At 69.4% G+C, this 15212-nt stretch carries 17 protein-coding genes and 1 tRNA gene; 12 read left to right on the top strand and 6 right to left on the bottom strand.

The genetic code is table 11. From position 1 onward, the window contains the following. The first annotated feature begins 85 nt into the window (after positions 1-85). Positions 86-158: transfer RNA gene (locus WDU99_RS05475), tRNA-Lys, on the top strand. Between the two features lie 95 nt (positions 159-253). On the opposite strand, the gene WDU99_RS05470 is transcribed toward WDU99_RS05475, so the two are convergent. Both WDU99_RS05470 and WDU99_RS05465 read right to left on the bottom strand, forming a co-directional pair. Further along, positions 254-832 carry a histidine phosphatase family protein gene (locus WDU99_RS05470; RefSeq protein WP_337331418.1) on the bottom strand — a complete coding sequence of 193 codons (579 nt, stop codon included), beginning with the start codon at positions 830-832 and terminating at the stop codon, positions 254-256. Between the two features lie 42 nt (positions 833-874). Further along, a complete protein-coding gene (locus tag WDU99_RS05465; protein WP_337331417.1) occupies positions 875-2005 on the bottom strand; it encodes an LOG family protein in 1131 nt (376 codons plus the stop codon). A 73-nt stretch (positions 2006-2078) separates the two neighbouring features. Between WDU99_RS05465 and WDU99_RS05460 the strand changes: the two genes are divergently transcribed. Next, on the top strand, positions 2079-2576 hold the full coding sequence (locus WDU99_RS05460; RefSeq protein WP_337331416.1) for a hypothetical protein: 498 nt from the start codon (positions 2079-2081) through the stop codon (positions 2574-2576). A 4-nt stretch (positions 2577-2580) separates the two neighbouring features. Here WDU99_RS05460 and WDU99_RS05455 read toward each other — a convergent pair whose 3' ends face one another. From WDU99_RS05455 to WDU99_RS05445, 3 genes are all read right to left on the bottom strand, one after another. Then, a complete protein-coding gene (locus tag WDU99_RS05455; protein ID WP_337331415.1) occupies positions 2581-3060 on the bottom strand; it encodes a YbaK/EbsC family protein in 480 nt (159 codons plus the stop codon). A gap of 70 nt (positions 3061-3130) precedes the next feature. Continuing rightward, entirely contained in the window at positions 3131-4357 is a 1227-nt protein-coding gene (locus tag WDU99_RS05450; RefSeq protein ID WP_337331414.1) for an MFS transporter, read from the bottom strand. Then, positions 4354-4827 carry a MarR family winged helix-turn-helix transcriptional regulator gene (locus WDU99_RS05445; RefSeq protein WP_337331413.1) on the bottom strand — a complete coding sequence of 158 codons (474 nt, stop codon included), beginning with the start codon at positions 4825-4827 and terminating at the stop codon, positions 4354-4356. The genes WDU99_RS05450 and WDU99_RS05445 overlap by 4 nt, the downstream gene beginning before the upstream one ends. A 128-nt stretch (positions 4828-4955) precedes the next feature. Between WDU99_RS05445 and WDU99_RS05440 the strand changes: the two genes are divergently transcribed. Genes WDU99_RS05440 through WDU99_RS05400 form a run of 9 tightly spaced genes read left to right on the top strand, consistent with a single transcriptional unit; the run spans position 4956 to position 13523 of the window. Beyond that, positions 4956-6143: a substrate-binding domain-containing protein gene (locus WDU99_RS05440; protein WP_337331412.1), complete on the top strand. Its 1188-nt coding sequence runs from the start codon at positions 4956-4958 to the stop codon at positions 6141-6143. Between the two features lie 31 nt (positions 6144-6174). Continuing rightward, positions 6175-6951 carry an ABC transporter ATP-binding protein gene (locus tag WDU99_RS05435; RefSeq protein ID WP_337331411.1) on the top strand — a complete coding sequence of 259 codons (777 nt, stop codon included), beginning with the start codon at positions 6175-6177 and terminating at the stop codon, positions 6949-6951. Further along, positions 6948-7691, top strand: a complete 744-nt coding sequence (locus WDU99_RS05430) for an ABC transporter ATP-binding protein (protein WP_337331410.1) — start codon at positions 6948-6950, stop codon at positions 7689-7691. Before WDU99_RS05435 ends, WDU99_RS05430 begins: the two co-directional genes overlap by 4 nt. Then, positions 7688-8563, top strand: a complete 876-nt coding sequence (locus tag WDU99_RS05425) for a branched-chain amino acid ABC transporter permease (RefSeq protein WP_337331409.1) — start codon at positions 7688-7690, stop codon at positions 8561-8563. Before WDU99_RS05430 ends, WDU99_RS05425 begins: the two co-directional genes overlap by 4 nt. Position 8564: 1 nt before the next feature. Beyond that, positions 8565-9683: a branched-chain amino acid ABC transporter permease gene (locus WDU99_RS05420; RefSeq protein WP_337331408.1), complete on the top strand. Its 1119-nt coding sequence runs from the start codon at positions 8565-8567 to the stop codon at positions 9681-9683. Next, positions 9680-11218, top strand: a complete 1539-nt coding sequence (locus tag WDU99_RS05415; protein WP_337331407.1) for a class I adenylate-forming enzyme family protein — start codon at positions 9680-9682, stop codon at positions 11216-11218. The genes WDU99_RS05420 and WDU99_RS05415 overlap by 4 nt, the downstream gene beginning before the upstream one ends. Continuing rightward, on the top strand, positions 11202-11873 hold the full coding sequence (locus WDU99_RS05410; RefSeq protein WP_337331406.1) for a TetR/AcrR family transcriptional regulator: 672 nt from the start codon (positions 11202-11204) through the stop codon (positions 11871-11873). Before WDU99_RS05415 ends, WDU99_RS05410 begins: the two co-directional genes overlap by 17 nt. Next, complete coding sequence (locus WDU99_RS05405) at positions 11866-12618, top strand: 3-hydroxybutyrate dehydrogenase (protein ID WP_337331405.1); 753 nt, start codon at positions 11866-11868, stop codon at positions 12616-12618. Before WDU99_RS05410 ends, WDU99_RS05405 begins: the two co-directional genes overlap by 8 nt. Continuing rightward, on the top strand, positions 12615-13523 hold the full coding sequence (locus tag WDU99_RS05400; RefSeq protein WP_337331404.1) for an alpha/beta fold hydrolase: 909 nt from the start codon (positions 12615-12617) through the stop codon (positions 13521-13523). The genes WDU99_RS05405 and WDU99_RS05400 overlap by 4 nt, the downstream gene beginning before the upstream one ends. On the opposite strand, the gene WDU99_RS05395 is transcribed toward WDU99_RS05400, so the two are convergent. Further along, complete coding sequence (locus tag WDU99_RS05395) at positions 13478-14314, bottom strand: IclR family transcriptional regulator (RefSeq protein ID WP_337331403.1); 837 nt, start codon at positions 14312-14314, stop codon at positions 13478-13480. The two genes, WDU99_RS05400 and WDU99_RS05395, sit on opposite strands and share 46 nt — an antisense overlap. A gap of 103 nt (positions 14315-14417) precedes the next feature. On the opposite strand from WDU99_RS05395, the gene WDU99_RS05390 reads away from it, so the two are divergent. After that, entirely contained in the window at positions 14418-15212 is a 795-nt protein-coding gene (locus WDU99_RS05390; protein ID WP_337331402.1) for a CoA transferase subunit A, read from the top strand.

Below are 15212 nucleotides of genomic sequence, written 5' to 3'. Positions count from 1 at the left end.
CGCCTCAACGCGCCCGGGATGGCCCCGATTTGATGCGGCCCCCGGGCGCTGGTAATGTAATTCCTCGGTCGGGTTACCCGGCCATGCGCCTCTAGCTCAATCGGCAGAGCAATTGACTCTTAATCAATGGGTTCAGGGTTCAAGTCCCTGGGGGCGCACGGATAAGCCCCGGAATCTCTCGCCAGATTCCGGGGCTTTTTCGCTTCCGGGTCGATATTCACGATCTGGTGACGTTCCGAGGTTCACGATCTGGTCACGTTCGAGCGGGCTCGAGGTGGCAGGTGTCGTTGAACCGGAGCACGGCGAGCTCGCCGTTCGAACGGCGCTGCATCTCTGTGACGCCCGTGTTTTCGACAGGGAGCAGCATCCATGCCGAGGGCGGGGCTGCCAGCGCCGCCGAGACGAAGCTGCCGATGACGAACGCGTGGGTGACCACGACGAGCGTGCCGGGGGTCGCGCCGGTGATCATCTCCGACAGAACTGTCCAGGCCGTCTGCAGCGCGACTCCGTTTTCGTCCCGCTCCTCTGGTGGCGTGTCGTGCAGCCACTCCCAGCGGTGTTCCGGATAGTCCGTCCAGCGCTCTGCCGACGGCATCGGTGTGAGGTCATCGATCATCGGCACGATCTCGGGTGCGAGTCCACAGGATCGGCCGATCGCGGACGAGGTCTGCTGAGCTCGCAGCCTCGGGCTGCTGAGCACGCGAGCCACGGGTTCGCCGGACAGGCGTGCCGCGAGCTGTCGTGCCTGCAGCTCTCCTGCGGCGCTGAGTGCTGGATCCGCGTGCCCGTGACCGGTGGCCTGGGCGTGACGTACGAGGAGGAGCCTGTCCATCAGTGCAGTCTTCCAGAGCCGGGTGATGAACGGCCCGCGGGTTCAGAGGTCGGCAGCGAGCCCTCCCGGGCGCTCCTGCACGAGCGCAGCCGCCTCCTGCACGAGCGCAGCCGCCTCCTGCACCGTCTCGACCAGATGCACGTGGTTCTGCATCGGACGCCCCTTCGCCAGCGCGCGCAGCAGCGGCCAGGCCGGCAGCTCCTCGGTCCAGTACCGTCGTCCGACGAGCACCATCGGCGCGATCGACGACTCGTCGGCGTAGTAGTTCTCGCACGCGTCCTGGAAGATCTCCTGCACGGTGCCGCCGGCGCCGGGCAGGAACACGATCCCGCCCGCGCAGATCTCGAGCAGGATCGCCTCGCGCTGGGCGTTGTGGAAGTACTTCGCGACCGCGGACGCGAAGGGGTTGGGCGGCTCGTGGCCGTAATGCCACGTCGGGATGCCCAGTGACTCCGCGCCGTCCGGGAAGCGCTCCTGCACTGCGAAGGCGGCCTCAGCCCACGCTCCGATCGTCGGGGTGAAGCTCGGCACGGCCGACAGCATCGTGACCGCCTCATCAAGGGCATCCTGGTCATAGCGGGCGAGGTACCCGCCGAGGTTCACCGCCTCCATCGCCCCCGGTCCGCCGCCGGTGGCGACCGTATGGGTCTGCGACAGCATCCGACCCAACGTCGCCCCGTCGACGTACGTGCGGTCTCCGCGCAATGCGCTGTGCCCTCCCATCACCCCGACCAGGCGGCGATGCGAGACCCAGCTCTCCAGCGCGATGCCGATGCTGTGATCGTGCAGCGCCTGCGCGAGCGCCGCATCACGGGTGATCTCGCGCTGCGACCAGGCGTACACGGTTGCGTCGAAGCTGCGCGGATAGTCGGCGGTGCCGAAGAGCTCGCGCGGCGAGTACAGCGTCGTGCGGTAGGTGTCCACCGGCACGTCGGGCACCGACGGGAACACCACGGCCCCGCGAGCACGGATGGACTCCTCGTCATCGCTCAGCAGGTCGCATCCGAGGAAGAGCGCCCCGGCGACGTCGACCGCCTGCAGTGCCCGACCACGTCGGGTGAGGTCGACATCGCGCAGGCGCCACCCGGCCAGCGCGTGCACGCCGCACGAGAGGCGACGGTCGAAGTCCTCGAGTGAGTCGACGTCGACGACGCCTCCGCGTGTTCTTCTCATGGCACCGACCCTACGGGCATCCCCTCTTCCGTCCGGCGCGGAGCGGTGAGAACATGTCGGCAAGGAGGTTCTGATGATCGAGCTTGAGGACATCGACACCGATGAAGACGGCGCGCTGACGGCCGGCGTCGAGCTTCCCGGTGGGCGTCGCGTGACGGTGGAGTACGAGTTCGACGAGGAGTTCGAGCGCGACGATGACGACGACGATGACGACGACGATGACGATGACGATGACGACGACGAGGTGTTCGAGCCGGAGGACATGCCGGATCTGGACGTGATGCAGGAGACCGTGCAGCACGCGCTCGCGCGGTTGACCGAGGAGATCCTCGACGCACGCGAACGCGAGGTCGCCGAGGAGCTCACCGACGCCGCGTACGAGGATGACGACGACGTCGACCTCGACGAGGCGCTGCGATCGCTGCGCGCGGATATCTCGCTCGATGGGGTCGTCGTCTTCGGCGACGGCGGCATGACGCTGCTGTACATCGCCCCCGAGGAGTATCCCGACCTGATGATCTACTGTCTGCTCGACGAGGACCTCGAGATCGAGGACATCATGGTCGAATAGCGGTCTACGCGACCGGAACCACCCGCCCGGCCGTGACCGTCTTCAGCTGCGCGAAAGTCAGGGGCATGACCGTCTCGGGCGTACCGCCCGCCGTCCAGATCTCATCGAACGCACCCAGATCCTCATCGAGGTAGGTGGGCAGCGGTGCGGGATGGCCGACCGGCGCGACCCCGCCGATGACCTGACCGGTGGCCGAGCGCACCACCGGAGCCGGTGCCATGGCGACCGTGGTCGCCCCGATGCTGTCCGCGAGAACGGCGAAGTCCACGCGGTGTGCGCCGCTGGTCATCACCAGGATCGGCTCGCCATCGGCGACCAGCACCAGGCTGTTCGCGATCGCCCCGACCTCGCAGCCGATGGCCTGGGCGGCAAGCGCCGCGGTGCGTGCGGAGTCGGGCAGCACGACGATGTGGCTCTGTATGCCCGCGGCGGCGAGGTGCTCGTGCACGATGCGGCTGCGGCTGGGGAGGGCGTCGGTGGTCACGGGATCAGGCTCCTCTGCGCGGTCGGGTGCGGCCGCCCGGCCGGTGGGCCGTGTGGAAGGCTCGGATGCCTCAGGCGGCGTCTCCCACGACGATAGCGGCTGCGTGCTCCTGTTCACCCGCGCCGGGATCGTCGATGTGTCCCAGCACACGGCGCGCGAGCAGCACGGTCAGTGCGGCGATCAGCACCGCGGCTGCGGCGAAGAGGTACGGCACGGTCTCGCCCCAGACGTGCGCGAGCGCGGCGGCGATGGGCGGAGCCATCGCGCCGCCCAGGAAGCGCACGGCCGAGTACGCCGACGACGCCACCGCGCGCGGCAGGTCGGTGGCCTCCATCACCGCCTCGGTCAGCACCGTGTTCATCACTCCCAGCAGCAGGCCGCCCACGATGATGCAGACGACCAGCGCGGCGGGATCGCCCACCAGCAGGCCGGCGGCGATGAGGTCGAGTGCGAGCAGGGGCAGGGTGACCAGGATGATCGTCGTGCGGGCGACGCGCCGCATGAGCGCGGGGGCCAGCCACACGCTGGTGATCGCCAGGGCGACGCCCCAGCCGAAGAACGTCAGGCCGATTCCCATGGCCCCGAAGCCGAGCGGGAACGGCGAGAACGCCAGCAGCACGAAGAATCCGATGTTGTAGAACAGCGCGGTGACCGCCAGTGCGGCGAGCGCCGGATGACGCAAGGCCCTGATCGGAGCCGACAGCGGGATCGGCTCGCGCGTCTCGCGCCGTTCGCGCACGAGGACGAGCACCGCGATGAAGCCGATCGACATGAGCGCGACCACTCCGAAGAACGGGCCGCGCCAGCTGATCTCGCCCAGAAGTCCGCCCAGCAGGGGGCCGATCGCGATGCCCAGTCCGAGCGCCGCCTCGTAGAGCACGATGGCCGCGCCGCTGCCGCCGGATGCGGCGCCGACGATGGTGGCGAGCGCCGTGGAGATGAACAGCGCGTTACCCAGACCCCATCCGGCGCGGAAGCCGATCACCGCGTCGACGCTGCTGCTGAGCGCGCACAGCAGCGCGAACACCACGATCAGGGCGAGGCCGAGCAGCAGCGTCGCCTTCGCGCCGATCCGGCTCGAGATCCAGCTGGTGATGAGCATGGCCAGGCCCGTCACCAGCAGGTAGCTGGTGAACAGCAGCTCGGTCTCGACGGGCGTCGCCTGCAGCGAGTAGGCGATGGCGGGCAGGATCGGATCGACGAGCCCGATGCCCATGAAGGCGACGACGCAGGCGAACGCCACTGCCCAGACCTGTGCCGGCTGTCGCCAGATGGAACCCTGGGGTGTGCCGGTCATGCGCGTTCTCCTGTCGTGGTGTCCGTCGTGGTCTCGGGGTTCGTGGGCGGCGTGGATCCGACAGTGCGTGAAGCGAGGATCTCGGCGGCCCGCTGCAGAGCGGACCAGTCCTCGTCGGTGAGCGCACTGAAGCGCGGGGCCAGTGAGTCGCGAAGTTCCGTGCGCCAGGCATGCAGCGCCTCGAGTCCGCGGGGTGTGGGTGTCACGAGCGTGGCGCGCGAGTCGTCGGGGTCGGCCGCCCGCTCGACGAGACCGGCATGCGCGAGTGAGCCGATCAGGCGCGTCATGCCCGGCTGGGTGGTGCGTGCGGTCGCCGCCAGCGCCCCCAGTCGCATGCCGCCCTGGCGCTCGAGGATGCTCAGGGCGCGCCACTGGGCTGAGGATGCGTCGTTTCCGGCATCCCGTGCGGCGATGCGCGCAAGGCCGTGGGCCGAGATGACGATCGAGGTGATGACATCGGCTTTTTGCATGCCAGCAAGTATATATCGGGTGATATGTATCTCGGCTCGGCTTGACGTGATCGCGTGGATCGGCTTACGATCCCAATACCTGAATCGGGTTTCATGTTCCCGACCTTCCAACGTTGAAAGGCATCCAGATGCGGGTTACGAAGAAGTTGCTCCTGGGCTCGGTGCTCGCCACCGCCGCCCTCGTCATGACGGCGTGCGCGCCGCAAGCGGATGCCGGCGCCGGCGACACCGGCGACGCCGGGCCCTCCGAAGTGCGCGTCGGCGTCATCACCAGCGAGACCGGTCCGCTGGCGGGCTACGGCAAGCAGTACCTCGACGCGTTCACCGTCGGTCTCGACTACGCCACCGACGGCACCAGCGAGGTCGACGGCATCAAGATCGTCATCGAGAACCGCGACGACGCCGGTGACCCCGACACCGCGGTCACCGCAGCCAAGGAGCTGATCGGCGACGGCGTGAACATCCTGATGGGCAGCGCCTCATCGGGTGTCGCCCTCGCCATGGCCGAGCAGGCCGAGCAGAACAAGGTGCTCTTCATCTCCGGCCCGGCCGCCGCAGACGCTGTCACCGGCATCAACGACTACACGTTCCGCTCCGGGCGCCAGTCCGCTCAGGACGTCGCCACCGCTGGTACCTTCCTCGATGACATCGAGGGCAAGAAGATCGCCGTGTTCGCCCAGAACAACGCCTTCGGGCAGGGCAACGTCGCCGCGGTCGAGGCGATCCTCGGCGGCAAGGGCGCGACGGTCGAGCCCGTGCTCGTCGCCGAGGACGTCACCGAGTTCACCCCGTTCGCCCAGCAGGTGCTCACCGCACAGCCCGACCTCGTGTTCGTGGCCTGGGCCGGCGCAACCTCGGGTGCGATGTGGCAGGCCATGAGCCAGCAGGGCGTGCTCGACGACATCCCCGTCGTCACCGGACTCGGAGACCGTGCCACCTTCGGCGCCTACGGCGTCGCCTCGGAGCAGATCAACTTCCTGAACCACTACTTCGCCGAAGCGCCCGACAACGAGGTCAACACCGCCATGCTCGAGGGCCTCGAGGCCGCCGGAGCCGAAGCCGATCTGTTCAGCCCCGACGGCTTCAACGCCGCCATCATGCTGGTGCAGGCGGTCAAGGAGGGCAAGGGCGACGTCGACGCGATGATCGCGGCACTGGAGGGCTTCGAGTTCGAGGGGCCGAAGGGCACCAACACCGTCCGCGCCGATGACCACGCCCTGCTGCAGGACATGTACCAGGCCAGGCTCGTCGCCGACGGCGACTCGTTCAAGCCCGAGCTGGTCGACACCGTCCCCGCCGCCGACGTCGCTCCGTGACCCGCACAGAGAGCTCTCGGAGGAAGACCACGTGAACACCCCAGCCCCGCCCACCGCCGGCGCATCCCTGCGGATCGAAGGCCTCGGACTCGACATCGGAGGCGCGACGATCCTCAAGGACGTCGACCTGACCGTCGAGCCGGGCGCCCTCGTCGGCGTCATCGGCCCGAACGGTGCGGGAAAGACCACGCTGTTCAACGCCGTGTCCGGTGTGATCCGGCCCACCGCGGGCCGCATCCTGATGGACGACGTGGACATCACCCGCGAGAGCGTGCCACAGCGCGCCAGGGCGGGGCTGGGGAGGACCTTCCAGACCTCCAGCCTGTTCCCGCAGCTCACCGTGCACGAGAACGTGCGCGTCGCGGTGCAGGCCGCATCCGGCGGCAGCTACTCCCTGCTGCACTTCCCGAAGCGGTCGGATGCCGACAGCATCCGCGCAGAGGAGCTGCTGCGCTCTGTCGGACTCGGCCACCGCCTCGACGCCCGCGCGGGCGACATCAGCCACGGCGACAAGCGCAAGCTCGAGATCGCCGTGCTGCTGGCCACCCGCTCGCGCCTCGTCCTTCTCGACGAGCCCATGGCCGGCGTCGCCTCCGGCGACGTCGCCGGCCTCGTCGACAGCATCCGAGGGCTGCAGGCCGAGACCGGCTGCACCGTGCTGATGGTCGAGCACCACATCGAGGTGCTGATGGGTCTGGTCGACCTCGTCGCAGTGATGTACTTCGGCAGCATCATCGCGGTCGACACCCCACAGAAGATCATGGAGAACGCCACCGTGCAGAGCGCCTATCTGGGGACGGCGGCATGAGCGCCCCCATCCTGCAGGTCCGCCACCTGAGTGCGTCCATCGCCGGCCAGCAGGTCGTCGAAGATGTCACCTTCGAGGTGCCGTCCACCGGCATCACCGCCGTGCTCGGCCGAAACGGCGCGGGGAAGACCTCCACGCTGCGCGGCATCCTCGGCCTCATCCCGCGCAAGGGCGAGGTGCTGCTGGACGGCCAGCGGATCGACACCCAGAGCACCCACCGCATCGTGCAGCGCGGTGTCGGCTACGTCCCCGAAGACCGCGAGGTGTTCGCCGGACTCACCGTGGCCGAGAACCTCGCCCTGGCCGAGCGGCAGCGCGAGCCGCGCCGCGCGTTCGTCGACCAGCTGTTCCCCGACCTCGTCGCCCGCCGCGAACAGCGCGCCGGCACGCTGTCGGGCGGACAGCAGCAGATGGTCTCGGTCGCCCGCGCCCTGATCAACGACAACCGGCTGCTGCTGGTCGACGAGCCCACCAAGGGACTCGCCCCCAAAATCGTCACCGAAGTGGCCGACGCGCTCGCCGAGGCCGCCAAGACAGTCCCGATGCTGCTCGTCGAGCAGAACCTCGATGTCGTGCGCCGCCTGGCCGACCAGGCGGTCGTGATCGCCGGTGGGCGCGTCGTGCACACCGGCGGCGCCGTCGAGATCCTCGACGACCCCGACCTCACCCGTCGCCTGCTGGGCGTCAGCGCGGAGGAGCACGTATGCGGTGCATTGAGCGACCGGAGGGAGTCGAAATGAGCACCCTGATCCTCACCCTCATCATCGGCCTCGGGCTCGGCGCACTGTACTTCCTCGTCGCCAGCGGCCTCAGCCTGATCTACGGCCTCATGCACGTGCTGAACTTCGCACACGGCGCGTTCCTCACCCTCAGCGCCTTCGTCGGATGGGCCGTCGCCCAGGCCGTCGGGGTCGACAGCTGGGGCGGCTTCCTGCTGTCGATACTCGTCGGCGGCCTGGTCGGGGCGGTCTTCGCCGCGATCACCGAGTTGCTGCTGATCCGGCCCCTGTACGAACGGCACATCGAGCAGGTGCTCGTCACCGTCGGACTCTCATTCGCCGCGATCGCCCTGTTCGAGGGCATCTGGGGCACGGACCCGGTCAACGTGCGCGGGCCGGCATGGCTGCGCCAGACCACCGAGGTGCTCGGCGCCAGCATCCCGAACAAGTACTGGGTGCTCATCATCGCCGCAGGCCTCGTACTGGCAGGTCTCGTGATCTTCCTGCGCAAGACCCGCTACGGCATGATCATCCGCGCCGGTGTGGAGAACCGATCGATGGTCACCGCCCTCGGCATCGACGTGCGCCGCTCGTTCACCCTCGTCTTCGCGATCGGCGGCGCCGCCGCCGGCATCGGCGGGGTGCTCGCCATGCACGCGCTGACCTATGTCTCGGCCCACCTCGGGTCGACCCTGCTGATCTTCGCATTCATCGTCACCGTGGTCGGCGGGCTCGGCTCGCTGACCGGAGCCGCCATCGCCTCGGTGCTCGTCGCCGTGCTGCAGCAGGTCGCGAACACGTATCTCGGCGGCACCGGCGACTTCATCGTCGTCATCCTGCTCGCCGTCGTCCTGCTGGTGCGCCCCGCGGGTCTCATGGGAAAGAAGGCCTGATATGCGCACCACGACCCGCCCCCGCTGGATCCCGGCAGTCGTCGGCATCGCCCTCGTCGTCGTGCTGGCCATCCTTCCGCTGCTGAACCTGTCGATCCCCGGCGTCCTGCCCGGTCCCACGTACACGCCCGGTTCGCTCGCACTGATGTCGCTGTGCATGGTGTTCGCCGCCCTCGCCCTGTCGTACAACCTGCTGCTGGGCACCGCGGGCATGCTCTCCTTCGGGCACGCGCTGTACTTCGGCGCCGGCGCCTACGGACTGGGCATCGTGCTCGAGGCGGTCAGGCTCCCGCTCGTACCGGGACTCTTCGTGGCACTGCTGGGCGGCCTGGTCATCGCCGTGGTCACCGGTGCCGTCGCGATGCGCGTCAACGGCATCCCGTTCGCGATGGTCACCCTGGCGTTCGCCCAGGCCGGCTCGGTGCTGGTGCGCCGCAACCAGGCCATCACCGGCGGCGAGGAGGGCCTCAGCCTGAACACCGACGGTGTGCCGGACTGGCTCGTCGGCGTGATCAACACCCGCAACCTGTACTGGGTCGCGCTCGCCGTCGTCGTGATCGTCTACCTGGTGGTGCTGTGGGTCGACCGGTCGCGTCTGGGACACATCGCCGCGGCCGCCCGCGAGAACGACCTGCGTGTGCGGGTACTCGGCCTGCAGCCGACGCGCGCCAAGCTGATCGTGTTCGTCATCGCAGGGCTGTGCGCCTCCCTCGCCGGCGTGGCGTATCTGCTGCTCCAATCGGGCACCCAGCCCACCGCGGTCGGCGCCGATCTCACGATCACCGTGCTGGTGATGGTGGTCCTCGGTGGCGTCGGGTTCCGCTGGGGTGCGATCCTCGGTGGTGTGCTCTATACGATCCTCGATCAGCGTCTGACCGTGCTCGCCCGCGCCGAGGGCATCCAGCAGCTGCCCGATGTGCTGCGCGTGCCGCTGTCGGAGCCGCTGTTCATCCTCGGTGTGCTGTTCATCCTGGTGGTGATGTTCCTGCCCGGCGGGATCGCCGGCACCGTGGACTCGTGGATCCGCCGCCGACGCGGGCGCGGCGCCAACGAGACCGAGCTCAGCATGATCGACGAGCCCGAGCCCGAGCCCGAGTCCGTGCCGGAGATGGCGCGATGACCGGTACCGCCGGGGCGCACACCATCGGACGCTGGCTGCACGACCGGGCGATCGCCGGCCCGGCTCGTATCGCGATCGACGATCGCGGTGTGCGCACCGACTACCGCGCCCTCGCCGCCCGCGTCACGCGGCTGGCCGATCGCCTGACCGAAGCGGGCTACGGCGCCGGTCAGCGGATCGCGACGATCTCGGGCAACTCCACCGACCACGTGGTCGCGTTCTTCGCCTGCGCGCAGCTGGGAATCGCGTTCGTGCCGCTCTCATGGCGATTGACGCCATCCGAGCTGGCCGGCCTCATCTCGCGCACGCGTCCAGCGCTGCTGCTCATCGAGGATGAGCACGCCGCGCTCGCCGCAGCAGCGCAGGAGATCACGGGGGAGCGGCCTCCGTGCGCCGCGCTGGGCGTGTCCGGCATCGAGCACGAGGCGCCCACGGCGTCGCACTCCGCCCCGCACCGTGCCGCGCGCGATGACGATCCGCTGCTGGTCATCTACACCTCTGGCAGCGAGGCGGCGCCGAAGGGCGTCGTGCTCACCCATGAGAACTGCTTCTGGAACAACCTCGCCCTCGACAGGGCCATGCCCCTCGGCTCCGACGACATCGTGCTGGCGATGCTGCCGCAATACCACGTCGCCGCGTGGAACGTGCAGCCGCTGCAGGCCTGGTGGCGCGGAGCGACCGTGGTGCTCGAACGAGGATTCGACCCCGGCCGGGTGCTGCAGCTCATCTCCGACCGCGGGGTGACGGCGATGATGGGCGTTCCGACGCAGTATCGGATGCTGCAGCGGCACCCGCTGTGGCACTCCGCCGCCCTCTCGTCGCTGCGCCGCATCGTCGTCGGCGGTGCGACGATCCCCGAGGACCTCGTGCGCACCTGGGCGACGCGCGGGCTCGCGTTCACCCAGGGGTACGGCCTGACCGAGGCCGGCCCCAACGTGCTCCACCTGGCCTCGGAACTCGTCGCGGCGCATCCCGGCGCGGTGGGGCTGCCGTATCCCGGCGTCGACGTGCGCATCGCGGATCCCGCCACCGGTCTGACGCTCGAGGGCGCCGCGACCGGCGAGCTGTGGGTGCGGGGCGAGAGCGTGTTCGCCGGATACCTCGACGACCCCGACGCGACCGCGCGCGCGATGGCGGGGGACTGGCTGCGCACCGGAGACCTGGTGCACCGCGACGCCGAGGGCATCCACCGGGTCGTCGACCGGCTGAAGGACATCTACGTCTCCGGCGGTGAGAACGTCGCGCCCGCCGAGGTGGAGCGCGCCCTCGCCGAGCATCCGCTGGTCGCCGCGTGCGCCGTCGTCGGCGTGCCCGACCCGGTCTGGGGGGAGCGGGGCGTGGCCTTCGTGGTCGCCGCACGCCCGGTCTCCGCCGAAGAGCTCAGCGCCTTCGCAGCCGAGCGGCTGGCGGCGTTCAAACTGCCCACGCGCATCGAATTCATCGACGAACTGCCCCGTGCCGCCATCGACAAGGTGGCCCGCGCACGCCTGCGCCGGATGGCGCTGAAGGAGGACACCCATGACCGTGCACACTGACGACCCGCCGGTCTCATCGGCCACCGGCAGGCCTCTCACCACACGCGGCCGGCAGACCCGCCGCCGACTGCTCGAGGCGGCCGAGCAGGTGTTCGCCGATCTCGGCTACCACGAGGCATCGATCGTGAAGATCACCGAGCACGCCGGTGTGGCACTGGGCACGTTCTATCTGTACTTCGACGGCAAGCAGGCCGTCTTCGACGAGCTGGTGCTCGATCTGAACAGCCGCGTCCGACACTCGATGTCGGAGGCGATGTCGACGGCAGCCGACCGCATCGAGGCCGAGCGGCTCGGATTCGAGGGGTTCTTCCGGTTCACGGCGGCCCACCCGGCGCTGTACCGGGTCGTGCGCGAGGCGGAGTTCGTGTCGCCGGCGATGCTCAAGCTGCACTACGAGCGCATCGTCGACGGCTATCGGGCGGGATTGGCCGCCGCGCAGCGCGACGGCGAGATCGCCGCCGAGCTCGACACCGACGTGGTCGCCTGGGCGCTGATGGGCGCCGGTGAGCTGATCGGCATGCGGTACCTGCTCTGGGAGAAGGACGCTGACGGCCGCCCGCCCGCGCAGATCGACCCGGCGGTGCTCGACGGCATGACTGCTTTCATCACCCGCGCGCTGCGGCCGGACACCACCGAGGGGAAGACAGATGACTGAGCAGGATCTGACCGGCAGGCGTGCCGTGATCACCGGCGGTGCGAGCGGGATCGGGCGCGCGTGCGCCGTCGAGTTCGCGGGCCGCGGAGCGCACGTGGTCATCGCCGACCTCGATGCGGATGCCGCAGCGACCGTCGCAGCCGAGGTGGATGGCGAGGTGTGGACCGTCGATCTGTCGGACACCGCCGCGCTGGACGACCTCGAGCTGGAGGCCGACATCCTCGTCAACAACGCCGGCATCCAGCGGGTCAGTCCGATCGTGGACTTCGACCCGGCGGCATTCCGCACCATCCAGAGGATCATGCTCGAGGCGCCGTTCCTGCTGATCCGCGCGGTGCTGCCGGGAATGTACTCCCGCGGCTGGGGTCGGGTGATCAACATCTCCAGCGTGCACGGGCTGCGCGCCAGCGCGTTCAAGTCGGCCTACGTCGCCGCCAAGCACGGTCTCGAGGGGCTGTCGAAGGTGACGGCGCTCGAGGGCGGCCCGCACGGTGTGACCAGCAACTGCATCAACCCCGGCTACGTGCGCACGCCGCTGGTCGAGAAGCAGATCGCCGATCAGGCGGCCGTGCACGGCATTCCCGAGAGTGAGGTCGTGGAGACGATCATGCTCACCGAGAGCGCGATCAAGCGTCTCGTCGAGGCCGACGAGGTGGCGTCGCTGGCCGGCTGGCTCGCGTCGGATGCCGCCGGCATGGTCACTGGGGCGTCATACACCATGGACGGCGGATGGAGCGCCCGATGAGGGGACACGACTATCGCACGGTCGATGTTCCCGTCGCCGGGGGAGAGCTGCGTGTGGGCGTCTGGGAGCCGGTCGGTGGGGCCGAGCACACCGTGCTCGCCGTCCACGGCGTCACCTCATCGCATCTGGCGTGGCCGCTGGTGGTCGAGCAGCTGCCGGGGGTGCGGGTGATCGCCCCCGACCTGCGCGGGCGCGGCGCGAGCAACGCCGTGCAGGGCTCGGCGGGCATGACGGCCCACGCCGATGACCTCGCCGCCGTGCTCGACGCTCTCGACGTCGACAGCCTGACCGTCGTCGGGCACTCCATGGGCGCCTTTGTCGCCGTGGTCCTCGCCGGACGACACCCGGAGCGTGTCACCCGGCTGGTGCTCGTCGACGGCGGCCTGCCGCTCGACGTGCCGCCGGGCATTCAGCCCGCGCAGCTCGTGCAGCTGATCCTCGGACCGGTGGCCGAGCGGCTCTCACAGCGCTGGGCGGACGTCGACGCCTACATCGCCGACTTCTGGCGCGATCATCCCGCCTTCGCCGACGACTGGAGCGACGAGCTCGAGGCGTACATCGCCTACGATCTCGTGCCCGAAGGCGATGCCATGCGATCGGCGACCTGCGGCTCGGTGATGGCCGACGACGTGGTCGACATGAACACCGGATCGACTCTGCCCGACGCGCTCGCCGGTCTGGCGACGCCGACGCTGTTCATCACGGTGCCGCGCGGGCTGCAGAACGAGACGCCGGGCCTGTACCCGCCCGCTCACCTCGAGAAGATGCTCGCCGAGTACCCCGCGGTGCGGCATGTGCACCTTGACGATCTGAACCACTACACCGTGGTGATGGGCCGACGAGGCGCGGCTGCGCTCGGTCAACTGGTGCGCGCGGAACTCGCCGCGCTCCCGGCGGCGACCTGACGCCGCGAGCCCGCGATGCGGGAGGACAGCTGGTGGGCGTGCGCGAGCAGCGTGCGCCCCAGCTGCGGCAGCCGCTCGGGACCGAAGCGGAACTCCACCCCCGTCAGGCTCAGCGCCCACTCGGGGCGGCCCTCGCGGTCGAACACGGCCGCCCCTATGCCCCAGGACCCCTCCACGATGAGGCCCGGATTCACGGCATATCCGCGCGAGATGGTCTCCTGCAGCCGCCGGCGCAGCGGGACATCTCCGTGGGCGCGACCCCAGCGCTCCTCCAGCTCGGGATGACGCTCGAGATAGGCATCCACATCGTGGTCAGGCAGGAAGGCCAAGATGGCGAGCCCCGCGCTGGCGACACCCAGCGGGAAGCGCACGCCCTCACTCAGCACGAATGAGCGGATCGGGAACGAACCCTCCTCGCGGACGAGGCACACGGTCTCGTCCGCGCGGCGTGTGGACAGGAACGCGCTCTCCTCGGTCTTGACCGCGAGCGAGCGCACGATGTCGCGGGACAGCTCGGTCACGTCGTAGCGCGAGGCGGCCACGGTGCCCATCAGGTACAGCTCAGGACCGGGCATCCACTTCGAGGTCGCCTCATCCTGGTCGACGAGGCCCTCCACGCGCAGCGCCGTGAGCAGGCGGTGGGCGGTGGATCGACTCAGATCGGCATCGCGCGCCAGGCTCTGCAGCGGGGCGCCGTCCGCCGATGCGGTCACCAAGCGAAGCAGGGAAGCCGCACGGGCCACCGCCTGCGCGCCCGGCACCGTGCGCTTGCGCGCGGTCGTCGATTCCATAATGTGGACGCTACTCGGGAAGGTGACCACATCGCAAGCATCGGCTTGCCGCCGACGGCGGCGCGGACGGATGCTGAAGACACCCCATCACGAAGGAGTGACCTTGATCGACAAGCAGATCGCATCCGCGGCGCAGGCCGTGGCCGACATCCCTGACGGGGCATCACTCGCCGTCGGTGGGTTCGGACTCTCGGGTAACCCGATGACGCTCATCGAGGCGCTGCACGCGCAGGGCACCACAGAGCTCAGCGTCGTCAGCAACAACTGCGGTGTCGACGACTGGGGCCTGGGCATCCTGCTCGGCTCGCAGCGCATCCGCAAGATGACCTCGTCGTACGTCGGCGAGAACAAGGAGTTCGAGCGCCAGTTCCTCGAGGGTGACCTCGAACTGGAGCTCACCCCGCAGGGCACCCTCGCGGAGAAGCTCCGCGCCGGTGGATCGGGCATCGCGGCCTTCTTCACCCAGACCGGCGTCGGCACGCAGGTCGCCGAGGGCGGCCTGCCCCGTCGGCACAACCCCGACGGATCGGTCGCGGTCGCATCGCCGGTGAAGGAGGTGCGCAGCTTCGACTTCCACGGTGAGCAGCGCGACTTCGTCCTCGAGGAGTCCATCACCACAGACTTCGCGCTCGTGCACGCATTCAAGGGCGACCGGCACGGCAACCTGGTCTTCAACAAGGCGGCCCGGAACTTCAATCCGCTCGCCGCGATGGCGGGGCGCGTCTGCATCGCACAGGTCGAGCAGCTGGTCGAGCCGGGTGAGATCGACGCCGACAGCATCCATCTTCCCGGCGTCTTCGTGCACCGCGTCGTCGAGGTCGGTGGCGACATCGAGAAGCGCATCGAGCGCCGTACCGTCCGCCCCTCGACGGACTCCGCCACCCAGGGAGGGAACTGA

Source organism: Microbacterium bandirmense, from assembly GCF_037204185.1.
GTDB lineage: Bacteria > Actinomycetota > Actinomycetes > Actinomycetales > Microbacteriaceae > Microbacterium > Microbacterium bandirmense.
Note: the sequence above shows the minus strand (reverse complement) of the source record. Positions and strands in the feature narration are given on the sequence as shown.